At 36.4% G+C, this 23,771-nt stretch carries 22 protein-coding genes and 1 tRNA gene; 10 read left to right on the forward strand and 13 right to left on the reverse strand.

Features of this window, described 5'->3' with window-relative positions; genetic code table 11:
• Positions 1-572 precede the first annotated feature (572 nt).
• Entirely contained in the window at positions 573-1,238 is a 666-nt protein-coding gene (locus EYY60_RS20235; protein WP_235832367.1) for a sensor histidine kinase, read from the forward strand.
• Positions 1,222-1,872, forward strand: coding sequence for a response regulator transcription factor (locus tag EYY60_RS20240; protein ID WP_132991094.1), 651 nt, complete (start codon positions 1,222-1,224; stop codon positions 1,870-1,872). The genes EYY60_RS20235 and EYY60_RS20240 overlap by 17 nt, the downstream gene beginning before the upstream one ends.
• A 1-nt stretch (position 1,873) precedes the next feature.
• Here the strand turns inward: EYY60_RS20240 and EYY60_RS20245 are convergent, their stop codons facing one another.
• The gene (locus EYY60_RS20245; RefSeq protein ID WP_132991095.1) at positions 1,874-2,386 is read right to left on the reverse strand and encodes an adenine phosphoribosyltransferase; all 513 of its coding nucleotides are present in this window, start codon (positions 2,384-2,386) and stop codon (positions 1,874-1,876) included.
• A 114-nt stretch (positions 2,387-2,500) separates the two neighbouring features.
• Between EYY60_RS20245 and EYY60_RS20250 the strand changes: the two genes are divergently transcribed.
• Positions 2,501-2,574: transfer RNA gene (locus EYY60_RS20250), tRNA-Arg, on the forward strand.
• A gap of 236 nt (positions 2,575-2,810) precedes the next feature.
• Here EYY60_RS20250 and hemA read toward each other — a convergent pair.
• From hemA to EYY60_RS20265, 3 genes are all read right to left on the reverse strand, one after another.
• Positions 2,811-4,115: a glutamyl-tRNA reductase gene (gene hemA / locus EYY60_RS20255; protein WP_132991096.1), complete on the reverse strand. Its 1,305-nt coding sequence runs from the start codon at positions 4,113-4,115 to the stop codon at positions 2,811-2,813.
• A 277-nt stretch (positions 4,116-4,392) separates the two neighbouring features.
• On the reverse strand, positions 4,393-4,980 hold the full coding sequence (locus EYY60_RS20260; protein WP_066034731.1) for a globin family protein: 588 nt from the start codon (positions 4,978-4,980) through the stop codon (positions 4,393-4,395).
• Between the two features lie 19 nt (positions 4,981-4,999).
• Positions 5,000-5,434, reverse strand: coding sequence for a hypothetical protein (locus EYY60_RS20265; protein WP_132991097.1), 435 nt, complete (start codon positions 5,432-5,434; stop codon positions 5,000-5,002).
• A 312-nt stretch (positions 5,435-5,746) separates the two neighbouring features.
• On the opposite strand from EYY60_RS20265, the gene EYY60_RS20270 reads away from it, so the two are divergent.
• The 6 genes from EYY60_RS20270 (at position 5,747) to EYY60_RS20295 (ending at position 10,269) form a co-directional block, all read left to right on the forward strand.
• Positions 5,747-6,115 (forward strand): hypothetical protein, encoded by a 369-nt coding sequence (locus EYY60_RS20270; RefSeq protein WP_132991098.1) that lies wholly within the window; start codon positions 5,747-5,749, stop codon positions 6,113-6,115.
• Between the two features lie 547 nt (positions 6,116-6,662).
• Complete coding sequence (locus EYY60_RS20275) at positions 6,663-7,352, forward strand: VIT1/CCC1 transporter family protein (protein WP_129748776.1); 690 nt, start codon at positions 6,663-6,665, stop codon at positions 7,350-7,352.
• Between the two features lie 112 nt (positions 7,353-7,464).
• Positions 7,465-7,902: a thioredoxin family protein gene (locus EYY60_RS20280; protein ID WP_129748775.1), complete on the forward strand. Its 438-nt coding sequence runs from the start codon at positions 7,465-7,467 to the stop codon at positions 7,900-7,902.
• A complete protein-coding gene (locus tag EYY60_RS20285; protein ID WP_235832368.1) occupies positions 7,886-8,836 on the forward strand; it encodes an FAD:protein FMN transferase in 951 nt (316 codons plus the stop codon). Before EYY60_RS20280 ends, EYY60_RS20285 begins: the two co-directional genes overlap by 17 nt.
• On the forward strand, positions 8,833-9,066 hold the full coding sequence (locus tag EYY60_RS20290) for a DUF4266 domain-containing protein (protein WP_132991099.1): 234 nt from the start codon (positions 8,833-8,835) through the stop codon (positions 9,064-9,066). The genes EYY60_RS20285 and EYY60_RS20290 overlap by 4 nt, the downstream gene beginning before the upstream one ends.
• An 18-nt stretch (positions 9,067-9,084) precedes the next feature.
• Positions 9,085-10,269 (forward strand): DUF3570 domain-containing protein, encoded by a 1,185-nt coding sequence (locus EYY60_RS20295; protein WP_132991100.1) that lies wholly within the window; start codon positions 9,085-9,087, stop codon positions 10,267-10,269.
• Positions 10,270-11,473: 1,204 nt separating this feature from the next.
• Here EYY60_RS20295 and EYY60_RS20300 read toward each other — a convergent pair.
• From EYY60_RS20300 to EYY60_RS20325, 6 genes are all read right to left on the reverse strand, one after another.
• Positions 11,474-12,055 (reverse strand): DUF2652 domain-containing protein, encoded by a 582-nt coding sequence (locus EYY60_RS20300; protein ID WP_132991101.1) that lies wholly within the window; start codon positions 12,053-12,055, stop codon positions 11,474-11,476.
• Between the two features lie 21 nt (positions 12,056-12,076).
• The gene (locus EYY60_RS20305) at positions 12,077-12,640 is read right to left on the reverse strand and encodes an NAD(P)H-dependent oxidoreductase (protein ID WP_132991102.1); all 564 of its coding nucleotides are present in this window, start codon (positions 12,638-12,640) and stop codon (positions 12,077-12,079) included.
• A 72-nt stretch (positions 12,641-12,712) separates the two neighbouring features.
• Positions 12,713-13,531, reverse strand: coding sequence for a helix-turn-helix domain-containing protein (locus EYY60_RS20310; protein ID WP_132991103.1), 819 nt, complete (start codon positions 13,529-13,531; stop codon positions 12,713-12,715).
• A gap of 881 nt (positions 13,532-14,412) precedes the next feature.
• Entirely contained in the window at positions 14,413-15,510 is a 1,098-nt protein-coding gene (locus tag EYY60_RS20315; RefSeq protein WP_132991104.1) for a TlpA family protein disulfide reductase, read from the reverse strand.
• A gap of 71 nt (positions 15,511-15,581) precedes the next feature.
• Positions 15,582-16,874 carry a leucine-rich repeat domain-containing protein gene (locus EYY60_RS20320; protein ID WP_132991105.1) on the reverse strand — a complete coding sequence of 431 codons (1,293 nt, stop codon included), beginning with the start codon at positions 16,872-16,874 and terminating at the stop codon, positions 15,582-15,584.
• A gap of 39 nt (positions 16,875-16,913) precedes the next feature.
• Positions 16,914-17,360 (reverse strand): hypothetical protein, encoded by a 447-nt coding sequence (locus EYY60_RS20325; RefSeq protein WP_132991106.1) that lies wholly within the window; start codon positions 17,358-17,360, stop codon positions 16,914-16,916.
• Between the two features lie 1,020 nt (positions 17,361-18,380).
• Between EYY60_RS20325 and EYY60_RS20330 the strand changes: the two genes are divergently transcribed.
• On the forward strand, positions 18,381-20,765 hold the full coding sequence (locus EYY60_RS20330; RefSeq protein WP_132991107.1) for an arylsulfatase: 2,385 nt from the start codon (positions 18,381-18,383) through the stop codon (positions 20,763-20,765).
• Between the two features lie 654 nt (positions 20,766-21,419).
• On the opposite strand, the gene EYY60_RS20335 is transcribed toward EYY60_RS20330, so the two are convergent.
• Genes EYY60_RS20335 through EYY60_RS20345 form a run of 3 tightly spaced genes read right to left on the reverse strand, consistent with a single transcriptional unit; the run spans position 21,420 to position 23,760 of the window.
• Positions 21,420-22,259 (reverse strand): HvfC/BufC N-terminal domain-containing protein, encoded by an 840-nt coding sequence (locus tag EYY60_RS20335; RefSeq protein ID WP_132991108.1) that lies wholly within the window; start codon positions 22,257-22,259, stop codon positions 21,420-21,422.
• Between the two features lie 9 nt (positions 22,260-22,268).
• Positions 22,269-23,183 carry an MNIO family bufferin maturase gene (gene bufB / locus EYY60_RS20340; protein WP_132991109.1) on the reverse strand — a complete coding sequence of 305 codons (915 nt, stop codon included), beginning with the start codon at positions 23,181-23,183 and terminating at the stop codon, positions 22,269-22,271.
• Positions 23,173-23,760, reverse strand: coding sequence for a hypothetical protein (locus EYY60_RS20345; protein WP_132991110.1), 588 nt, complete (start codon positions 23,758-23,760; stop codon positions 23,173-23,175). The genes bufB and EYY60_RS20345 overlap by 11 nt, the downstream gene beginning before the upstream one ends.
• Between the last annotated feature and the right edge of the window lie 11 nt (positions 23,761-23,771).

The following is a 23,771-nucleotide window of genomic DNA, read 5'->3' on the forward strand; positions in this document are numbered from 1 at the left end:
TTGAATTACTACGTTTTCAATTTCTATATGCTCGTCACGTTTTCTGCCTATATCTTGCTTTTGCGGAGCTTATTAACAAAAGTAAATCATCGTTTAACAGCTCTTCTTTGTTTTTTCTTGTTTATTGTTTCTTACTTTTTAAACATTTTATATTTCAAAGAAGATATAAACCATTCTTACACATATAGTTTCGCAATTGGAGTTTTATTAATTATGATATTAGCCTGTTTATATTTGGTCGAAATTTTTAATTCGGATAAAATATTAAATTTCAAAAAATCGGTTTTCTTTTGGTACATATTAGGAATACTGGTTTTTCATGTACCCTTTCTGCCCTTTATGCTTGCATTAAATTGGTTTTTGATCAAACACGATGAATCTATTTTTAGCCTAGTAGTATTTTTATTGAATCTTTTAGCGCACAGCTGCTATATTATCGGATTTTTATGGAGCGAAAAGAAATACAATTATTAGTCATCTCATTAGGCATTGTTTTTTTAACTTTGCTAATCATCTTGTTGGTTATTTTTTTTTATTTTTTGAAGAAGAAAAACAATTATTTGGTTGAAAAAATGGAATCCGAACTCTATTTTCAAGCTGAATTAATAAAAACCAGAATCGAAATAAAGGATCAGACGCTAAGCGAGATTAGCAAAGAGCTTCATGACAATATTGGCCAGATTATATCTGTGGCCATCATGCAGCTCAATATGTATCATGCAAGCGGCAAACAGCTTCAAGAACAGGAACTAAACGATCTTAAAGAAATATTAGCCAAATCATTAGATGAAATCAGGATTTTATCCCGTATCATTAATAAAGACAATTTACTGCAGATCAATTTTATTCAAGCCATACAACTCGATTTAGAACGAATAAAAAAATTAAAAAAGATTGATTATAAATTCAATCTCACAGGAGAAGCCCCAATAATCAGCCAAGAACACGACTTATTTATCTACCGTATATTCCAGGAAGCACTCCACAACAGTTTAAAACATTCTCGCAGCGATTTATTTGAAGTAAATTGTACTACCACCGATACCGTTTTTCGTTTAGAAATAAAAGATTTCGGAATTGGTTATGATAGTGCTCATATAAATTCAGGATTGGGTTTAAACAACATGAAGTTAAGAGCCAAACTAATTGGTGCGCAATTAATTATGGATTCATCTCCATCTGGAACAACGGTAAACTTAGAATATCCCTTAACCAAAACCAATGAAACCGAACACTAGCAAAAAAATAATTATAGTAGATGATCATCAGCTTTTTTCGCAATCATTAGAACTTTTGATCAACAGTTTTAAAGATTTTGAAGTCATTAACCGATTTGAAAACGGAAAAGTTTTTCTTTCGCATTTAAACGATCATCCTGATGCAGAAGTCGATTTGATTTTATTAGACGTTAATATGCCCGTTTTAGACGGCGTAAGTACGATGAAATGGCTCAAAGAAAACAAACCCGATTTAAAAGTCATAGCACTTTCTGTAAACGATGATGAAGAAGTGATTATTAAAATGATTACAAATGGCGCCAAAGGTTACCTGCTGAAAGATACTTCGCCTGAAATTTTTAAAGATGCCATTACATGTGTCATCGAAAAAGGTTTTTATTTCACCGAATTGGTTTCTGGAATGTTGATTAAAAAAGCCAATAACGAATCTAAAAAAATAAATTTAAAGGAAAAAGAAATTGTTTTTATCAAACATGCCTGCACTGAAAAAACATACAAAGAAATCGCTTCTGAGATGTGTTTGAGCCCAAAAACAATTGATGGTTACAGAGAATGTCTTTTTGACAAACTTGAAATCAAAACTCGTATTGGGCTTGTATTGTATGCTATAAAGAACAAAATAGTTCTGGTTTGAATCAATAGGTCAGCGCGGCAAAAATTGGATGATCTTTAATTTTTTCCCTTCCGTTCAAGAAAGACAATTCCATCAGGAAATTGCATTGTACAATTTCGCCACCTAATTTTTCTACCAATTCGCAAACTGCTTTTGCGGTTCCTCCAGTTGCCAAAACATCATCATGAACCAATACACGATTTCCTTTTTGTATTGCGTCAGTATGCATCTCCAAACTATCGAAACCATATTCTAGTTCATACGATGCTGAAATCGTTTCAAATGGAAGCTTCTTCGGCTTTCTCACCGGTATAAACCCCGCATTTAATTCTTGCGCTAATAAAATTCCGAAGAAAAAGCCTCGACTTTCTGCTCCTACTACCTTATCAATTTTCTGGTCTTTTAAAGAATTTACCAGAATCGAAAGGCATTCGTGTCTCGCAATTGGGTCATTTAAGAGCGGCGTGATATCTTTAAACAAAATTCCTTCTTTAGGAAATCCCTGAATATCACGTATATAATTTTCAATCTTCATTTTTTTTTATTTTTATCGTATTTTATGTTTGTATATGTCACATTTATATCTATCTTTGCACCCGCAATAAGCAATCAACAAAGCTACAAAAAATTAGTTAGTTGATAAAAAAAAGGCCTCGTGGCGCAACTGAATAGCGCATCTGATTACGGCTCAGAAGGTTACTGGTTTGAATCCAGTCGAGGTCACAAAGCCAAATGGCGCCAATTGAAGACAATTGGCGCCATTTTTTTTGTTTATACCAGCACGACGCTGAGCTTATTTTATTTTCGCTTTTTATTTTTTCTGTTTGCTGTTCAATTTCGAAAATAATATCTCACTTTAAAACTGTTTAACAATTCATCATTATTCGTATTTCACGCGCTCATTTTTTCAAATACAGCTGTTGCCCCACTGCCGCGATAGCTCTTTTATTAGTCCATTTTTATGACAGATCGATTTTGTATTTTTCTTCAATTGGTGAAGAAGATTTACCTGGTACAAACTGCCCTATTTGGAATACTTTTTCAATAAATTCAATGCTCTGGTCCAATGACGTATTTTCGTCTTTTAAATGGCTTGCAAAATGGCCTATTAATTTTTGGATAATCCTCGAACTGATCAAATCCATCTGAACTTCATCAAAATTGATTGTTTTCTTCTTTTGAAAAGCAAACTCAGCCGACACAATATCATTCAGTTTGGCTTTTAATGCATGGATGGTTGGTGCGCTTTTTCGACCGTTTACCCATGTATTCAGTTCTGATTTCAGATCCTCAATAATGGCTTCTGCAGAAGGAATATGCTGTTTTCTTCTTTCCAGCGTGTCATCGGCAATTTGAGATAAATGATCCAGATGTATTAAAGTTACACCGGGTATCTCTTCCACATCGGAATCTACATTGCACGGAATGGACAGGTCCAGAATTAATAAGGGTTTATGCAGGGCAAGTGATGTCTTGTCAATAGTGGGGCTTTGTGCTCCTGTAGCCACAACCAGCACATCTGTCCGCTGCAGTTCTTCTTTCAGATTGCGGTAATCCTTTACGATGACATTCAGTCTTCGCGCCAGTAATTCAGCTTTGTGTTTTGTTCTGTTTATAAGGGCAATATGGCTGTTTTTAGTATGCTTTAATAAATTTACGCAGGTATTCCTGCCTATTTTTCCTGTTCCGAAAAGCAAAATATTTTTATTCCCGACATCGGCGACATTTTGGATTATATACTGCACCGATGCAAAAGAAACAGATGCAGCGCCGGAAGAAATTTTTGTCTCTGTCTTAACTTTTTTGCTTGCCTGGATTACAGTATTTACCAAACGTTCCAGAAATGTGTTTACCAAACCTTTCTCTTTGCTGTGGTTAAAAGCAGTCTTAATCTGGCTGATGATTTCAAAATCACCCAGGATCTGGCTGTCTAAGCCTGTCCCTACCCGGAACATGTGGCTCACGGCTTCGTTATTTTTATAGATGTAGCCAGACTGCTGAAATTCCTCCACGCTGCCTTTTGTATGGCTGCAAAGCAGTTTTATCAGTTCATAGGGATGAGAAGCCCAGCCATAGATTTCAGTCCTGTTGCAGGTGGAAATCACAAGTAATGACTCTATTCCTTCATCTTTAGCCTGCGCCAGCAGTTCAGTCTGTGCTTTAGGGTCCAGGCTGAATTTTCCCCTGATCAGGGCATCTGCTTTTTTATAGCTTAATCCTAAGGCGTAAAAGGTCGTGTTTTGGGACAGCTTAAAATTTTCCATGGGATAACTTTAATTTAAGATTCGACAATTTAGGGAAGTCTGTGTTATAACATCAATTCGCAATGATGTTTTTACAGGTATGCCGATAAACGGCTCCAAGGCAAAGCCGCTGGCAATCATTTCAATCCATGTATCATGATATGGCCAAAGATGGCATAAAAGAAATTTATACTGAAAAGGGGTTTCTTTAGGCAGGCATGCTCATTTTGGAATAAAAAAATGTTTAAAACAAAAACGCCGCCCGCAGAAAAAGGCGGCGTTTTTTTGGGAAGATTACTTATTTTTGGACGATAGGCGTTCTCAATGATTCCAAAACTGCCACAATATCCGTATAGAGTTCTGTGTTTGAGGCAACGCCGTTCGCATTGGCCGCCGCTCCCACATAACCTTCGAATTTTGTATAGTCAGCACTGCTGGATTTTGTTCCCATTCTAGGATTTGTCGCAGGGTTGTGCGCCGCCGCCATGCTCAGGCCCGAATACGTATTTACTGCATTGGTGCCTCCGGTGTTGAATGAAAAGAAATCAGTCAGGTTATCGGATAATTTTGCAATATTTGTAGCCTGGGTTGTTCCGGTTTCGGCCAAAAGGGGTGCAAAATGAGCCTGCAGGTTTCCTGATGCATTGGACTGGATATCGGCAACTATCAATCCGATGGTTGAATTGACCACTTTACGGAAGCTCAAGCGCCCCTGCTCGATCATCTGTCCCGAATTATCAGGATCTGCGACCATTTTAGTGCCTCCCAATCGCTCATATATGGATGCTTTTACAGGAGCCGGAGTCTCATCATCATTGCTGCAGGATGTAAAAACAGCTGCTGAAAGGAATAACACGCTTAAGGCAATTTTAGAATAATTTTTCATAACAATTATATTTAAAGGGTTAATTAAAAAAATGATTGATCTTCTGGGACAACTTATAGCCCAGACTGTTTTGGTCCATAGGACAAACTTCTTTGGAAGCCAGATTTTCAGGCAGTATATAAGGCTGGGCATCATAATGCCTTTTGGCCATCAGCTGCGCATAGACCTTTTTCGAATTTGTGATTCTGTTATTATGGAAATAAACCACTACGTTTCTCTTGATAATGATGGAATCTGAGGTCAGCCCTTTAATGGATCTCAGATCAGCGCAAATCTGTATGGCCTGCGCAGAATCGATAGCTTCCTTGAAATCAATGCGGCTTACCTGCAGGTTTGGAGTGTCATAAACCGCAGGCTTGGCAGTAATGATATGGAAAAGAAGAATTGCCGAAAATAGGACCGTAATTCCCATTGCGATCCAAAGTGCTTTTTTGATGTACTTGTTGATTTTCATACGTGATTTTTATATCGGTTAGATTTAAGATCATATACGGAAACTTTTTTAGGATGGTTTTAACAAGTAAAAAGAAAACTTTAGTTTAGAATTATTTTAAATAGTTTGAATATTTTCCCCAGCATCAGCTATGGGTAAAAACAGCATCCCTCACGCTCTATTTTTTATACAGCCAGTAAAAGTCTTAATCTGAATTTGAATGGATAAAAAAAGTACTTCTTAAAATCTGTAAAATAAATTTTGACGTATATAGGTGAAAAGCATTCCTTGAGATGAAAATCATGTCTGCTTTGTAAACTAAAAAAACACGTTATGAAACTACAAAAAGCATGTTCCGTTTTATTAGCCGCCATAATCCTTGCAGGCTGCTCAAATGATGATTCCTCCGCTCCAATGAACACCACCGCGCCTGCCGGATCAGTAACATATGACAAGGATGTAAAATCAATTATTGACAATAACTGCATTGTCTGCCATGCAGCGGTTCCTACAAACGGTGCCCCTATATCTCTTGTCACATATGCCCAAGTCAAAGATGCTGTTTTAAAACGAAGCCTCATTATCCGAATTTCCCTGGAAAACGGCAATAGTGTGCTGATGCCTAAAGGAGGCCCAAGAATGCCCCAGGAAACTATAGATATAGTCAAGCAATGGGAAAAGGATGGATTATTTGAAAAATGATTTTATCTTCAGGCTTTTTTCAAAAATAATGCAGTCCAGGGAAATTTAGTCGATATATCTCCATAAAAGCCCTGAACTGCTCCATTTGGGTCTGCGTAAAACAGACCGCATGTTTATCCTGCGCCTCAATCCTGTTCCATCTAGTGCCAGTCAGCATTTTCACGCAGTCAGGAAGGCAGGCAGGCAAAACAGGCTAGCCGGGTATATTGAAAGAGCACTTCATAAGGCATTCTTTTTTTGCTGAAATCTCACAAAGCAGTAGGAATCTTCCTTTTAATTTTGGGCTAACAAAGAACGATATACAATATAAATATAATTTCCTATTAAATTTAGAATCATTCTAATGGTATTATTCTCATATCCAAAAAGGATTTAAGTTAATTTTATTATGAATTTCAAGCCGGCTAAAATGAGCATTGCTGATAAAGACCATGTGCAGAGAGCCCTTACAGGCATAGATAAAAAAATAAACAGTGTAAAAACAATTTTGGCGGCACGCAGAAAACCTCTGAAGACCGTGACTGGGTAAAACTGCTAAATAAAAATTATGGAATCTGAGGTTCATTATATTAACAGAAGCGGCTGGCTCCGGGCGGCAGTACTTGGAGCCAATGATGGGATACTTTCGACCACCAGTCTTACGATTGGCGTCGCAGCGGCAAGCACAGCCAGAGAGCCTGTTCTGCTTGCTGCAGTTGCTGGACTGGTTGCAGGCGCGCTGTCCATGGCTGCCGGGGAATATGTATCGGTCAGTTCGCAATCAGATGTTGAATCAGCTGATCTCGAAAGGGAAAAATTGGCACTGCAGAATATGCCGCAAGAGGAACTTGAAGAATTAGCGGAGATTTATATACGAAGGGGGCTGAATGAAGAACTGGCTAGGCAGGTGGCCTCAGAATTGATGGCTCATGACGCCCTTGAAGCACATGCAAGGGATGAATTGGGGATCAACGAAATCACGCAGGCCAATCCTCTAGCAGCTGCATTTGCATCGGCGGTATCTTTTATTATTGGAGGTTTTCTTCCCCTGCTGGTAGCAATTTTTGCCCCCATTAAAGACATGATTTTCTGCCAATATGCCTTTTCCATTCTTTTCCTGGCTTTCTCAGGGATTCTTGCCGCTAAGGCGGGAGGCTCAAATATCCTTAAATCAGTCCTTCGGATCTGCATCTGGGGTACTTTTGCTATGGCTGCCTCAGCCCTGGTCGGATATATTTTTGGAGTCCAGACTGCTTAAAACAATAAAACAAGGCTCAAAATCACCTAAAAAAATTAATCTAATATTAAGAAAATCGAAAAAATAAGATCCATACATATTCGTTATTTCGTATATACCAAAAAAAGAAAAAATGAAATTAATAACTATATTCCTTGCACTGACAATGACGCTTTCCATAAACTGGGAACCTGACTTTAATAATGCAAAAAAAACTGCAAAAGAAAAACACAAATTAATCCTCTTGAATTTCTCGGGTTCTGACTGGTGCGGACCTTGTATCGTGACGCGCAAGAACTATCTAGAAAGCGCAGTTTTTACTGCTATGGCAAATGAAAACTTAGTACTTGTCAATGCTGATTTTCCAAGAAAAAAGAAAAATATTGGAACTCCAGAGCAGGTAAAGCGAAACGAGGATTTAGCCGAAATTTATAATAAGGAAGGAAGTTTTCCTCTTACGCTTCTTCTGGACGCAGATGGCAAGGTAATCAAAACCTGGCATGGAAAACCGGAAACGACTCCTGATGAGTGGACAGCCGAAATAAAAGCGATCTGTGAGAGCCGAAAATAACATATCTGAAAATAAAAAATATTCCCAGTCCCTAAAACTCATGGGCAACAGCTTTACCATTACGGTTGTCGCACATAATGAGAAAACAGGAAATGAGAATATCAGCCTGGCTATTGAAGAAATCAGGCGGATTGAAAAACTTCTGACTACTTACAAAGAAGACAGCCAGACCAATCTCATAAATGAGAATGCAGGAATCAGGCCAGTTGAAGTCGATCTGGAAGTCTTCAACCTCATCGAAAGGTCCATCGGCATTTCAAAGATCACCCAGGGCGCCTTTGACATTTCCTATGGAAGCATAGACAAAAGCCTTTGGAATTTTGACAGGGCCATGACCAAATTGCCCGATGTGCAGACTGCAAAAAAGATGGTGCATCTGATCGATTACCGAAACATCATCCTTGACAGGGAAAACACGACTGTCTTTCTAAGTGAAAAAGGGATGAGGATAGGTTTTGGAGGAATCGGAAAAGGATATGCCGCCGAAATGGCCAAACAGGTCTTGCTTAAGCGGGGCGTGCAAAGCGGCATCATTAATGCCAGCGGCGACCTTTCTGCTTGGGGGCTGCAACCCGACGGCCGGAAGTGGACAATCGGAGTGGCAGATCCGGACTCTCCCAATGCCGCATTCTCCTACATGGAGATATCCGACAAAGCGGTGGCCACTTCGGGAAACTATGAAAAGTACATAACTATAGACGGCAAAAAATATTCGCATACAATTGACCCAAAAACAGGCCTTCCGATAAGAGGAATAAAAAGCGTCACTATTATTGCCTCAAACGCGGAATTTGCAGATGCCATGGCTACACCCATAGCTGTTATGGGCATCAGGGCTGGATTATTCCTAATAGATCAGATTCCTGATTTATATTGTATTATAATTGACGAGAGCAATAAGATCTACACATCCAAAAACATTAATCTGAAATGAAAAAGCTAACGCAAAAAAATCTCGCATTGTTATGCAGTGCCGCTCTTGCGGGCCTGCTGCTTGGTTCCTGTACCAGTGTAAAGGAATACCAGAAAGGAAAACTCAACGATTCTGAAATGTTGCTTTCGAACAGGAAAATCGAAAAAACGGAACTCAGTTTCCAATCCTACCGAGAAGGAGCTTCCGGGGCAAATGCAGGAAAAAGCGGCGGAGGCTGCGGATGCAATTAATTTTATGCCTTATTAAAGATGAAAAGAGTATTTCTTACAGGAGCAGCGTTGCTGGCATTGTTCCAGTCAAGAGCGCAGGATATCCCAGCTGATTCTACAGGCTATAAAAGCAGAAAGCTTAAAGTTGAAGAGGTAAATCTCGTATCGAGCTATTACAGCCAGAATGGCGATCATTCCGCCGTAACTGGAGGCATCGGAACCCAGAAGCTTACCGATATTGCCAACACCATTGATGTCAGACTGATCAAATATGGGCAGACAGGCATCAAGCATACCTTTGACATCGAAGCGGGAATTGACCACTATACCTCTGCCTCTTCTGATATGATCGACCTGAGTGCCAACTCTTCAGCCTCTTCATCAGATAACAGGTTTTATCCATCGCTGACCTATCTTAGAGAGAACGAACAGAAAGGCCGCACTATTGGTATTGGCGTTTCTTCTTCCACTGAGTTTGACTACCAGTCCTTTGGGGGAAACATCAGTTTTTCTCAGAAAACAAAAGACAGGAACGGAGAGTTTACGGCACGCTTCCAGACTTTTATCGACCAGCTGAAGCTTATTGAGCCTATAGAGCTTAGAGATCCTGGCAGTGAAGGTTATGACAGTGCCAACAGAAACACCTTTGCCGGAACCTTGAGCTACTCACAGGTTATCAATCAAAGGCTTCAGGTAATGCTTGTCGGGGATGTAATCAGCCAGAATGGGTATTTAAGCCTTCCCTTCCACAGGGTTTATTTTGCAGACGGCTCAGTGCATCAGGAAAAAATGCCCGATACGCGTTTTAAAATTCCTCTCGGAATCAGGGCCAGCTATTTTATGGGGGACAACATCATCATAAGGGCCTATTACCGCTATTATACCGATGACTGGAATCTAAAAGCGCATACTGCTGATCTTGAAATTCCTGTAAAACTGACCCAGGCTTTTTCGCTCAGCCCGTTCTACAGGTATTACTCTCAGAGTGCGGCTAAGTATTTCAAACCATACGGCGAACATACTGCCGCTGATGAGTATTACACTAGCAACTATGACTTATCGAAATTCAACAGCAGTTTTGTGGGAATGGGGTTAAAATTTACCCCGCCTGACGGTATTTTTGGACTGAAACACTGGAATACACTGGAGATACGCTACGGCCATTACAATAGATCCAATGACCTGGCTTCTGATATAATAAGCATAAATATCAAATACAGATAAGCCATCAGGCAAAAGAGAAGACTTGCCTGAAACTTCAAATCAGGTGCAGTCTTAACGAGAGTCAAAAAAAATTCCGTTATCATCCTTTGATGTTAGATCCCGGACAGCTGGAAAAGTTCTCCGGGATACGGCATTAGAAAAAAGAAAACCTTTGATTTATTTCTTTTGGCGGTAGATACATCCAGAATTGTATTGATAAAATCTGAAAAGTATAAAAAAACAGGTAAAGTTACCTATTTAACTAATGCTTATTTGAAAACAATAATCATTAAAATATTATTTGGGAAATTAAATATATTTTCAATCAATACCCGAAAGAACATCTAAACCAAATTTACAAATGAAAGACAGACACCAAATATAGCAAGCCAATTTCTTTAAATCATCCAAAAAAGATGTTGAAATTTGTCCTGTCCCTGTCACTAAGCTAAATGGCGCCAATTGAGGACAATTGGCGCTTTTTTTTATGTCAAATTAACCATAATTCCTTTCGTCCATTTATCGAAAAAGAATCAATGAAAAACAAAGGCAGGAGCTATAAGTACATCCACAGTTCAGGACTGTTTATATAATAAAATAGATAAAAAGCCATCAACAATTTTGCCGATGACTTTTCCATTGTTTAATCCCATTGCATAAAACCCTCATATGCAAAGTAGATCAGGAGGATATAAAAGCTATATTTTATTAACTTTTTAAAAATTTTATAGCTTCTAAATACTACTGGATTGTACTCTGATTTGTCGAATTCTTTTTTTGCTGACTGTTCCATTTTCTAAATTAATTAAATTGATGTTTATTTTATTGTTTTTCAGATTCTTTCTTTAAGTTTAAAAGCCATCTGTCCAGCGACGAATGCTTTACGCGACCATCCTTTTTACTATTAGGCATGACGGTATGTAAAGTTGAACGAATGTTCAGGCCTCCTGATTTCCAATCGAAAGTTGATCCAGGCTGAAAGGCTCCATTGAGCTTCGTTGACTCAACATCTGTATGCCATTGCGGCCATTGATCGATTCTGCTCATTCTCCAAGCCTGCTATGGCCAAAGCGATGGCTGCTAATAGCAGCATGACACTATAGATTAATTTTTCATTTTAATTTTTCATTTTAATTTTGTTTTAAATTCTGTTATCTTTTTGCAGCATATTAGCTTTTAGCGGATAAGCTGTCATGGGGAGTAATTTAGGAATCCCTTTAAATCATTACTTTATTTTATAATCTATGTAAGTATAAGACGTTGGGTGTTTCATACCTTGATAGTCCTTAGAAAACTGCAATAATTCTTTTGTAAGCAGCAAATAAGTATCGCTTTGGACTGTATTTTTCAATAAGGCGTGTGATTGTACTACGGCATCCCCATATAGCTTGCTAAAATTACCTATAGTATATTGCGTAAAGCTTCCGTAATGGGCAATCAGTTTTAATGATACATCCAGCTTTCTCTCAATTAATTCTTCAATGAGCTCAAGTTTTTCTCTAAAGTTCTTTAACATCAACTCATATTGTGTGACGATCTGCTCAATTGTTGGATTATTGCAAAACTTGTAAAACAGGACCGCATCGCCCTCTACTTCTGAAATTTCAAGACCCAACGTATTGCTCTGTATTATCGACATAAGCAGCTCACGCATAATATATCTACCCGCCTCTATGCATATACTTGATACAAAATTGGTAAAACCGCTCACATCAGGAATTAAAATGATTCCTTGTTCAATCTTAAGCTTGTCGGCTTCAATAATGTATCTCCTTAACATTTCATCTGAGTCAATTGCTGTGTACATAACCTCTTTTTTTTTAGTTGTTCAGTATACAGAGACTATCTCATCAATCCATTTTTCAGCCATTTCTGGTGTCACACGATCCGCTCGGTCAAAAAAGAGATGCTTTTTTATTTCAAACCCACAGTACGAATAAATGCCTTTATCAGAAGTCAATTCCAACGCTCTGTCCATACCGATTGCGTTGTACTCCTCGTGTGATTTACCATGTGTATTAATAATTACCGCTTTTTTTCCTGTAAGCAGCCCCTTTTGTATTCCCTGATCATAACGATAGGCAAATCCATAGCTAAAAACACGGTCAACATAACCTTTCATAATGGCAGGCAGGCCAGTCCACCAGATAGGATATATAAATGTGATGCAATCTGCCCAAATAATCAACTCTTGTTCTGCTTTTACATCGTCTGCAACTTCTCCTTTTCTCTGGCCCGCCATATCTTCTAGTGATAGCACGGGATTAAAATTAAGTTCATTTAAGTCTCTTAAGATTACTTCATGATCATGAAGGTGATTAGCCAATGCATTTTTGAATTGTGCATTTAAGCTGTAAGGATTTGGGTGCGCATAAATAATTAAATGTTTCATCTTTCTGTGATTTTAAATTGATAGGACAAATTTAAATCGCAGAAATCGGGAAAAATTGGAAGAAAACGAAAGCTAGCTTATGGGATTGCAGATACTGCGCTGCAATTTGAGGTATTTGGTAGGGCTTAAATTTAAATAATACTTGAAATCGTTGATCAATTGGCTCTGGTCGTAATAACCGCATTGATCAATAATTTCGAACCAATCGTCTTTAGTTGCCTTGCTTGCGATATTTTGTATCATCTTAATGGCTTTCAGAAAACGTTGGTAACGGCTTATCTCCTTGGCAGAATAGCCCAAATGCTTTTTGTGGTTGAGCTGTATAGTGCGCTCACTCTGATTTTCGTGCGCAGCGACTTTTTTTATTGCATTGTATGATGTATCCTTAAGGTCTATTAACTGTTCTGCTATAGTGTTGCGAGCTCTCAGATATGGTCTGCAGAATTCTAGGATATAGTGCACTTGTTTTTCTTTATCGTTAAGCTCATCAAGCTTATGCCACAAGGCTGTAAAACAGTTCTCTTCCAGCAGCGAATTGGGATCAATAGGCAGATGCTCGGCTATGGCAGCAGCTCCAAAAAAACGATAGAATGCATCATCTTTAAAATTGGCAACCAAAATCTTGTTTGCGGGGGGAAGCGAGTAATCGAAGGCTTTTTTAATTGGCCCCACCACAATACATTTGTCGACTTCAATTTTTTCAATAGCATCAGAGTGGATATATGCATTTAACCCAAAACTGAAGATCATAATGGTTTGGTATGACGGTATCAGCGTCTTGGTAATGGTCGCAGCTGAATAGTTTTCAGCAAAATAAAAATGAGAAAACACCTCTTGAAATTCATCAGGAACTGGTATTCTGCCACTCAATATTTCGTCATTATTATGCATAGTATTGCTAAATTATATATTTTTTTATTTTTATAATCAAATTTTTATATAATAATACTAGCTTGCCCTGTTAACACTGCTTTATTTGCATAATTCCTGTTTATATATAATCCAACAGCTTTTTTGCTACAAAATTTTTATGCTTAAGTTTTAACTAAATTAAATTATCATTTTCTTTTAAAACATTGGAGAAATCAAATAGATTTTTCGATCAATCCCTAATAGGACATCCAAACCAAATTCATAAAGCCAATGGAAGACAGACATTACATATAGTAAGCCAATATCTTCAAATCATCCAAAAATGATGTTGAAATTTGTCCTGTCCCTCTCACAAAAGCCAAATGGCGCCAATTTAAGACAATTGGCGCCATTTTTTTTTATTGTTTTTAATCAAGCTATTAACCTATCTAGGGTGCATTTTCTATAGAGAAATCAGAACTAAAAATAAAACCAAGCGGCCAATGCGATCCCATGAATTGTGCAAGCGATACTTGCATAATTGAAAAATCAGTGCAAGGCTCAGAAAGGTTCTGCCGTATCTTCTATTTCAAAAAGAAAACCTCTGCTTTCAGGAGAATAACTTGTCGAATCAGCATTGAATTGCCAATGATTTTTTAATGCAACAATTGGGTTGGACTATCAGTTCTCAAAAGAAGAAACAGGGCGTCATAGCGGCCCTAGCCCCGATAGCAGTGAAAATCCTTTTGTGTCGGGGTTCGGCGCAAAAGAATGAAACGTATAGCGGGAAGAGTTCCTAAAAAACATTTAAGCATACCTATACTAATTTAAATAGCATTTCAATAGCTCCAATCTTCGATTACTGCTTGCTGCTTAATCAGGCAAAAAAACAATTAATTCCAGTTTTTAATTTCCTATATCTATTTGGAAAGATTCAATTCGTTTTTCAAGAAACTTTCAATTTCAAAAAATAGATGGCAGCTATCCGGCATTAATGATTTTCCTTCTGTGTCAAGTAATAGAAATTCTGGAGCGTAATCAGTATAATAGTTTTCTGCGACGGTTTTTTTACTGTTTGGAAGTCCTGACAAATTATACCAAGTCATTTTTTCTTCTTCAACTGCTTGTTTCCATTTTTGAAAATCAGTGTCAATACTTAAATAAACGATGCTGACTTTATCTCCATATTGCTGTTCTATATTTTTTGAAAATTTGATCTCATACCTGCAAGACTCGCAATCACTTGACCAGAAAACAACTAGCACGTATTTTTTGCCATTTAAAACCGATTTAAAATCATGTGCAACCCCATTCACATCAAACCAATTAAAGCTTGTTGCAAATTCACCTTTTTGCAGCATTTTTATTTTACTTAGGTATTTTTTTATGGCAGCATAACTTCCAGAATGTTTCAATTCATCAGAAAACAATTCGATCATGCTAGCGATATCATCCGTTTGCAAACTTCCTCTTTGAAAATAAACGGCCTGCAATACACTGTAACTATCAGGATGTTTTTTAATAAAATCTTTATTTACATAGTGATAATTTAAATCATGTGTATTCAACCAACTGTACAACTTGTGCTCTTTTAAACCTATAGAGGAAACTTGAACATAAGGCATTCCAAGCCACTCGGGATAGGTACAGCTGAGTTTTATATCCTCGTTTCCAACTAAAAACTCTCCATCATAGCCATACTCCTCAGAAAGCGCTGCGTCTTTGACTGCAAGATCAGTTATTTCTTCATTATTTTTTAACAGCACAATAGTTGTCATTCTTGTTTCCGGTACAGAAAAATGATACTCAAATTTCCCTCCTATAGCCTTTATGGTATCAATTGTCTCGACAGAATCTCCAAATTCTGCATAGCCTGTCATTTTTATTACGACATGATCAAAATAATTTTTAATTGGAGAAAGGTCAGCCGTTATTTTTCCTTCTCTCTTATTTGCAAATGACTTAAAAGAAAAAAAAGGCAATATTAAAATTAGTATTACTATATTTTTAATTTTCATAATATATTTATTGTGACAAAGTGTTAATTCAAAAACTAAAAAATTCGTAAATTTCTTACTTAATAAGTTATTTATTTACAATTTGAGCTATAATTAGCGATTCCATCTTTCCGCCAGTTAAAATGAGGAACTATATTTTTGTCCGTTTGAATACATTTAAGGTTGGGATTAAAATAGGCATGAAAATTCAGGTTTTGATTGTTTCCATTACTAATATTCAAACTCGTAAGTGAATTTGAGTTGCAATAGAGCGCATATATTTTCGGGTTTTGCGAAATATCCAAACTAACCAACTGATTGTTTGAACAAGTCAAACTGAGCAATAATGGATTTTGGCTTACATCAAGGGCAACCAACTTGTTGCTATAACAAACCAATTCGTTTAATGGAGCGTTGGATACATTTAATTTAACCAGCTGATTTTTATAGCAGCTCAAGTACGTTAAATTTATATTTTTTGAGACATCAAGAGAGTTCAGTTTATTTTCGTCTAAATACGCTTTATTCAAAGCAATATTTTTACTTAAATCCAAGTTGGTCAATGGCGTATTCATACAAACTAAATAACTCAAATAAATATTATGTGTTAGATCTAACTTGTTCAATGGATTATTACTACAAGAAAAATTCGACAAATAAAGATTTGCCGAAAGATCTATACCTGTTATTTGATTTTCAGAACATCCGAATGACATCAAATTAATATTATGTGATAAATCTAATGTCTTTAACTGATTGGTATTGCAGTAAAAATTAGCTAAAACTATATTTCTGCTTATATCTAAGGAAATTAATTTATTTTTTCCGCATCGCAATTCACGCAAACTTATATTTTTAGAAACATCTAGTTCATCTAATTGATTTCTCTCACAACTTAAAGATGTCAATTTCACACTTTGCTTTAAATCTAATGCGGTTATCCTGTTATTTGAACAATTCAAAGATATTAGAGCTTCATTTCTGCTAATATTCAATATGGTTAGTTTGTTTTCTTCACAATTCAAAGTGGTTAATGCTAAATTATGAGATAAATCCAACTTGGTTAGCTTATTTTCAAAACAAATCAGTTTTTTTAATGAAACAAAATCTTCTATACCAGTTAAATCTTTTATATCAAGATTTCTAAGATGAAGTTCCGTTACTTTTGCAATATCAGCAGTAAGAACTTTTCCGTCTGGTACACCATGATCATAACCAGAATCCCTTAAAGCATTTTCAAAATTAATATCAGGAATTAATGTGTATTTATTTGCGTCTTGAGCTAAGATTGTATGAAAAAAAGGCAAAATAATAAATGAGAATACAGTAAAATAAATTCGCTGTTTTTTATTTTTTTTTGATGAATAGCTATTTGTAATTAACACCCTCTATTTTTTTAATTAGTTCTTTTTGTTTTACATCCTTTATTTCTTTTTTACTAAACTTAATAAATAAGAAATCCTATCCGTATAATATTTGGCATTTTTTTGATAAAAGATTCTGGCATCGGGTTTTAAAGCAGGATCATTATCCCACACAAATTTACCAGGATGCTTCACTTGAAACTCCTTCATGGTCTTAGCAAAATAATAATATGTTGTCTCTTTCCATTCTGCTTGTTTTCTTTCAAATGTTGCTCTTTCTTCTTCAGTTTTATTTCCATAAACAATTTCTGAAACAGCATTAAAAACTTCTGTCTCCCAGAACTGAAGTTCATGATAGTATTCTTTTCTGCAATTTAACTCTTCCTTACTATTGGTTATAATGCATTCATTAAGTTCTTTTTCAGCGGTTGGCAAAGGATCCGTAATGTTTTGGCTAAAACAAGTTGTCAATGTTAAAATAAAAAATAAAATAAATTTTGAAGTCATTATTACAGTCAGTTTTTTAATAAATTTTGGTTTTGCAATTATAATAAAAACGAAGTTAGGAATTTTATCAACTGACAAAGAATCACTAATTGCTTTTTCTCTTAAATTAAGTCTACTGAGATAATTGTAACCATTTGTTTTTTTGCCCAATTATACTTGATTTCTTTTTGCTATAAATTTTCCATGTGTCTATTTTTAAATAAACAATTATCTTAGAATATTTATCTACGAATTATTTTGGAATTAAACAGATTTTTACATCAATCCCCAACAGGACATCTAAACCAAATTTACATAGCCAATGGAAGACAGACCACTACATATAGAAAGCCAATTTCTTCAAATCATCCAAAAATGATGTTGTAATTTGTCCTGTCCCCGTCACTCTTAAAAAAAAAGCTAAAACTTTCGTTTTAGCTTTTTTTTTGACTTTTTCTAACCTAATTAACCAGTTAATACGTCTAAAATTGCACGGTTAGGATGTCCTGTAGAGTTAACTTCATAGAAATCAAACCAAATACAACACTCTATAAAACTGCACACTAACAAACTCAACTTTTTTATTTTAACAAAATTTTAAGCAATTAACGATTATGCTAAGTCTATTCACAAGGAGTTTTTGAAAATAGAATTCTAGCAAAGTAAGGATATGTGAGGTTTAGGTTCAAAACTATATTAAATGATTTATTTGAGGATAATTTTAAGTAAACTACCTGAATTTTATCCATTTTAATTTACAATTTATTAGGTTAAGATTTTTGAAACTGGTTGCAAGTTATAATTTGAAACACATTATTGTTATTTTTTAAGACGGGCTTGTTTTAAGTAAGATACCTTTATTACAAATAATCAATAACAAATTGATTACAAACCAATTAACCACACCAGTATAATCTTGCAGACGAAAGCTTATAAAAAATATTATTAGCTGTAATTAATAATATTACCTCTGGACTTTTGGATACTTTTAAAAATAGATAATATATCTGAACTCATTATTTAACTCCTAATAAAATAATCATGAACTATGTCCATATTAAAAATTTGTATACTATATTAATGATTATTCTTATCAGTAATCATTTACTAGCTCAGGAAAAAAGTAAAGGTGAAAATGCAAATACGCCAAAAATAGATCGAACCATCTTGCCTGTTCGAGCTCCTTCATATCCACCAGTTACAGAACTTGATGCAAAAAATGTTACGCCACCTCCTCACTTTGAAGTTAAAGCACCGGAAGGAGCACCAAACGTATTAATAATACTGCTTGACGATTTTGGTTTTGGACAACCCAGCACATTTGGCGGACCAATTCCAATGCCAACGGCTGATAAGCTAGCTGATGAGGGGTTGCGCTACAATATGTTTCATACCACTTCAATGTGTGCGCCGACCCGAGCAGCATTGCTTTCAGGACGAAACAGCCATTCTGTAAACATGGGAACAATTACCGAATTATCTACTTCCATGATAGGATACACCGGCGAGCGTCCTCAGGATGTTGCTACACTTGCAGAAACCTTAAAGCAAAATGGATACAACACTGCACACTTTGGGAAAACTCATGAAGTGCCTTCTTGGCAGTATTCGGTTACCGGAAAATATAACAATTGGCCAACTCAATCAGGAATGGAAGTTTTTTATGGTTTCTTTGGCGGAGAAGCTGATCAGTACAATCCTGGAAATCTTGTTGAAGGACAGACCAAAATCCCCCCTCCCGGAACAAAAGATTATCATTTTATGAAAGATATGACTGATCATGCCATATCTTATGTAAGGCAGCAAAAATCACTTTCGCCTGATAAACCATTTTTTGTCTATTTTGCTTCTGGTGCCACCCATGCGCCTCATCATGTTCCTAAAGAATGGATTGCAAAATTCAAAGGGAAATTTGATATGGGTTGGGATAAGCTAAGGGAAGAAACCTTGGAAAGACAAAAAAAACTTGGAGTCGTACCGCAGAATACTGTTCTGGCCCCAAAACCTAAAGACATTCAGGACTGGGATAAATTGAGTCCACAGGAAAAAAAATTATATGCACATCAAATGGAAGTATTTGCGGCATATGCCAATTTTGCTGATTATGAAATTGGCCGACTGATCAAATCTATAGATGATCTTGGAGTTTTAGATAATACCCTTGTTTTTTACATAATGGGAGACAATGGTGCAAGCGGAGAAGGTCGTCTGCATGGGGTATTTAATGAAATGAGCACCCTCAATGGTGTAGATGAACCAATTGAGATGCAGGTGAAGATGATGGACAATCTTGGAGGGCCCGACGCCAGTAACCATTATGCTGCCGGCTGGGCTGTTGCCGGTGATGCTCCATTTGCATGGGTAAAACAGGTTGCTTCTAATTTTGGGGGCACAAGAAATGGACTTGTAATACACTGGCCTAAAGGAATTAAATCACATGGAGAAGTCCGTAGCCAATTCCATCATGTAATTGATATTGCTCCTACCATTCTTGAAGCCGCTAAATTACCACAGCCTAAAGAAGTAAATGGATTTAAACAGCGCCCCATTGAAGGTGTCAGCATGATGTATACTTTTGAAGATGCCAAAGCTAAAAGCCATAGAACAACCCAGTACTTTGAAATTAATGCTAACCGCGGAATATACAGCGACGGCTGGTTTGCCGGAACCATCCATCTTATACCATGGATACCGAAAACTTCACCAGTACCACTCACAGAAGACAAATGGGAATTATACAATGTTGATAAAGACTTTTCCCTTGCTCATGATCTTGCAGCATCTAACCCAACGAAAGTAAAAGAGATGGAAGAACTCTTTATGAACGAAGCCGCAAAATATAATGTATTGCCGATTGACGGCCGTTATGTTGAGCGCTTTAATGCACAATATGCAGGCCGTCCAGAACTATTTTCCGGTCGTAACTCCATTACGCTCTATCAAGGGACAAGTCTTCCCCTTGAATCTTATCCTAATGTTAAAAATCACTCCTTTGAAATTAAAATGGATCTTGAAATTCCAACTGGCAAAACAGCTCAAGGTGTATTATTAGCAAATGGTGGAGGTACCGGTGGCTGGGTTCTATTTGTAAAGAACGGAAAACCTATATTCGACTTTAACTATCTCGGGCAGGAACATCTACAGACTGTTTCTCCTAAAGCCATCCCTCCTGGCAAACATAAACTTGTATACGAATTTGATTATGAAGGAGGAAAAGAACCTGGAAAAGGAGGAAAATCAAGAATAATATTGAACGGAAAAGTGTTAATCGAGAATACAATACCTAAAACCCTGCCTTACGGATACGCTTTAGAAAGTATGGATGTAGGGCGTGATCTAGCCACAAGAGTAAGTGGAGAATATGTAATTGGAGAAGCAAATAGTTTTAACGGGATTATTAAAAATATGACTTTAACTGTGAAATGATTTCTAAGAAGCTTAAATTATTTTGATCTTCAAATTGAACGATGGTTCGAAATCCCGTTAAGGATATAGGATTTTTTTCTCTTTTGCTTTTTCGTAATTTTTTGATATTAAATATCGTTGCTCAACTGAGATCAAAAATTAGTTTATTTCTTGCCTAACAAAATTTCTTTCTGAGTAGATTAAAGCCACATAGAAACTCTAATATCATCACCAAATTTTGATTTGAATAATCTCCGATTTATTATATAATTTTACTAAAAACTAGGTCATTTTCTCTAACAGTAATAAATTTTATTTTGAAGAATTTTATCAAAACTATTATTCCTTAATAAATTTAAATATACAGATATTTTAATATTTTTTAACTTTTAACCCTTGCAATACATACAAACCGCTCTTGAATAAAAATTTAAAACAATTATCTTACAAATTCACTTGAAAATAAGCTAATTTCTTTAAATCATTCATAAAATGATTTGTAAATTGTTCAGTAAGGGTCACTAAAGGAGACAACTAACAAATAGTTATCTCTTTTTTTTCACACAAATATGTAGATTTTTCAAGCCTTTACAGATTAATACAGAAAAGCAGCATTCTTCAGAATACTGCTTTTTTATTTTCTGTCCATTTTAGAATTTAGCTCATAAAATCTCATCACATTCTAAAAAATTGAGCATCCAGCCAGCGTTTTTTCCAACTGCTCCATATCTGTTCGAATTGGACTGTATTCTGTTTATAATGAATATTAAACCATTCTTTTGCCTCAATCATATTCTTATTCTCTTTTAAAAAACACAGAAAATCATACTGCTCTTCATGCAGATCGTAAATGGACAGTTTAAATTTGTGCCTTAATACCACACAATAACTTTTTTTTTCAAAAGGCAAAGCGGGATTTTTCCCATTTTTGAATTCATAATAGTACTTTCGGACTGGAAACTGAAACTTAAATAAAGCAAATACAGGCACCAACTTTAGTTGATCTTCGGATGTATCAATTGTCGCTAATTGATAATCTTCGTCTGCTTTTTCATCAAAAAGAACACCAATGGCATATTCAAAACGGGCCAGTTCGATCATAAAATCAATCCAGTCTTCTTTGATATCTTCGTTGGCATCGGGTCTGTTGTTTTCCAGATATTCTGCAAAATGGGCTCCCAAAAAAGATAAATTATAATTATAAGAAGGTTTTGAAGCCAAATAATCATCTGCGAAAGCACAAAAAATCGCCTCTCCTAAAGCATATTCTAAAGCACTAAACTGCTGTGACATACAATTTCGCAGTCGTGCAATATAACTTCGTTGGTAAATAGCTAAATGTTCCTGAGCCGTAAGTTTTTCTGAATGGCAAATTACATCTTCAATTGAAGCTGCATTTTCTGCATTCGAAAGCAAATCATTAGGGTTTACTCCTGTTTGCTGATAAGGATCAAGCAAAAGTTGCTGCATCCATTGCTGAAAGTCTTTTAATGGTATTTTTACCGTTTTCTGCATCTTTGGAGTCTATAAAAATTTGTCGACAGCGAATAAATTCAATGGGTTTGAAATTTGTTCTTCATCAGTAGAAAAAACTTCTTTTTCAACTCCAACAAATGCTGCATCCATATATTGCTTTGATTTCAGTAATTCCGAATGATAAACATCAAAAGCCGGAATATTACCATCCCATTCTAATAAAATTGATGCCTGATTGGCCAATTGATAAGCTTGTTGAAATAATTTCCAAACCTGATTATTTACTTCTCTATCGTGTGTATCAATAATATAATTACCACAATTTTGATGACCTGCCAAATGCATTTGAACTATTTTATCGTGCGGGATTCCGTTGATGTATTCTACAGGATCAAAATCATTATTAAAAGAAGAAACATATACATTGTTTACGTCCAGAAGTAATCCACAGCCTGTTTCTTCGGTCATGATTCGCAAAAACTCCCATTCCGGAAATGTCGAATTATTGAAGGCTGCGTAGGTACTTGGATTTTCTACAATTAGCGGTCGTTCTAAATAATCCTGAACTTGTCTGATTCGGCTGCAAACGTGTTTTAATGAATCTTCATTCAGCGGAAGCGGCAATAAATCGTGAGAATTGGTAGTTAAAACTCCCGTCCAGCATAAATGATCGCTAATCCAGGCTGGCTTAACTTCACTTGCGAGTTGTTTTAAACTCTTTAGATAATCAAAATTTAAGGGATCAGTGCTTCCTATAGAAAGCGATACCCCGTGCATGACCACGGGATATTTTTCTGCTATTTGTTGTAAAATATATCTCGGACGTCCATGTGAATCCATGAAATTTTCAGAAATTACCTCAAACCAGTCTACGGCAGGGCTTTTCTCCAGAATATGTTCAAAATGCTGGCTTCTGAGTCCTAATCCCAATCCTAAATTGGGTAATCCAAGTCTAGTGTCCATTATTTTTTGATTGACAATTTGAAAGACTCTCCGGTAATTTTTTAGCGCTTTCTTCCTCCATTTTCAAAACTCTTTCTGCTGCTGCTGCTTTTCTTTTAACAGGGTCGTTGATGTATGAACAAGATCTTGAACCACTTTGTCCACAAGAAGAATAATCTACGCCCGAAGTTCCGCGAATTGTGTTTACGTATTCATCGCTCGGCCCATATTGCTGCGGAGCCTCTCCGAAGGTCTCTCCTTCTTTTATTCTTTTTTCTTCAAAACGTATTCTGGCTAATTGCCAAACACTAAGCCCTTTATTAGGCCCTTGTGCCATAAAACGGGAAGATAAAATAGGTACACCGCAACTTCCTTGATAACGACAATCATTTTCGCCGGGATGGCAAAGTTCTTCTGTCGTTCCAAAAATTCCGCAGCCTCCCTGTCCTTTGCAGGCATTTAAGGTGTGGCAAGGATGACCAGCTGCTGTTGAGCAATCGCCTTGACCAGCACAATCATTATTTCCTGAATATCCCGCATTTTTGCATGAATTAAGCCCCATGCATACATGAAGTTCTTTAGTTACTAATTCTGACATGTTGTATATTT

The sequence above is a fragment of the Flavobacterium zhairuonense genome, assembly GCF_004352915.1.
Taxonomy (GTDB): domain Bacteria; phylum Bacteroidota; class Bacteroidia; order Flavobacteriales; family Flavobacteriaceae; genus Flavobacterium; species Flavobacterium zhairuonense.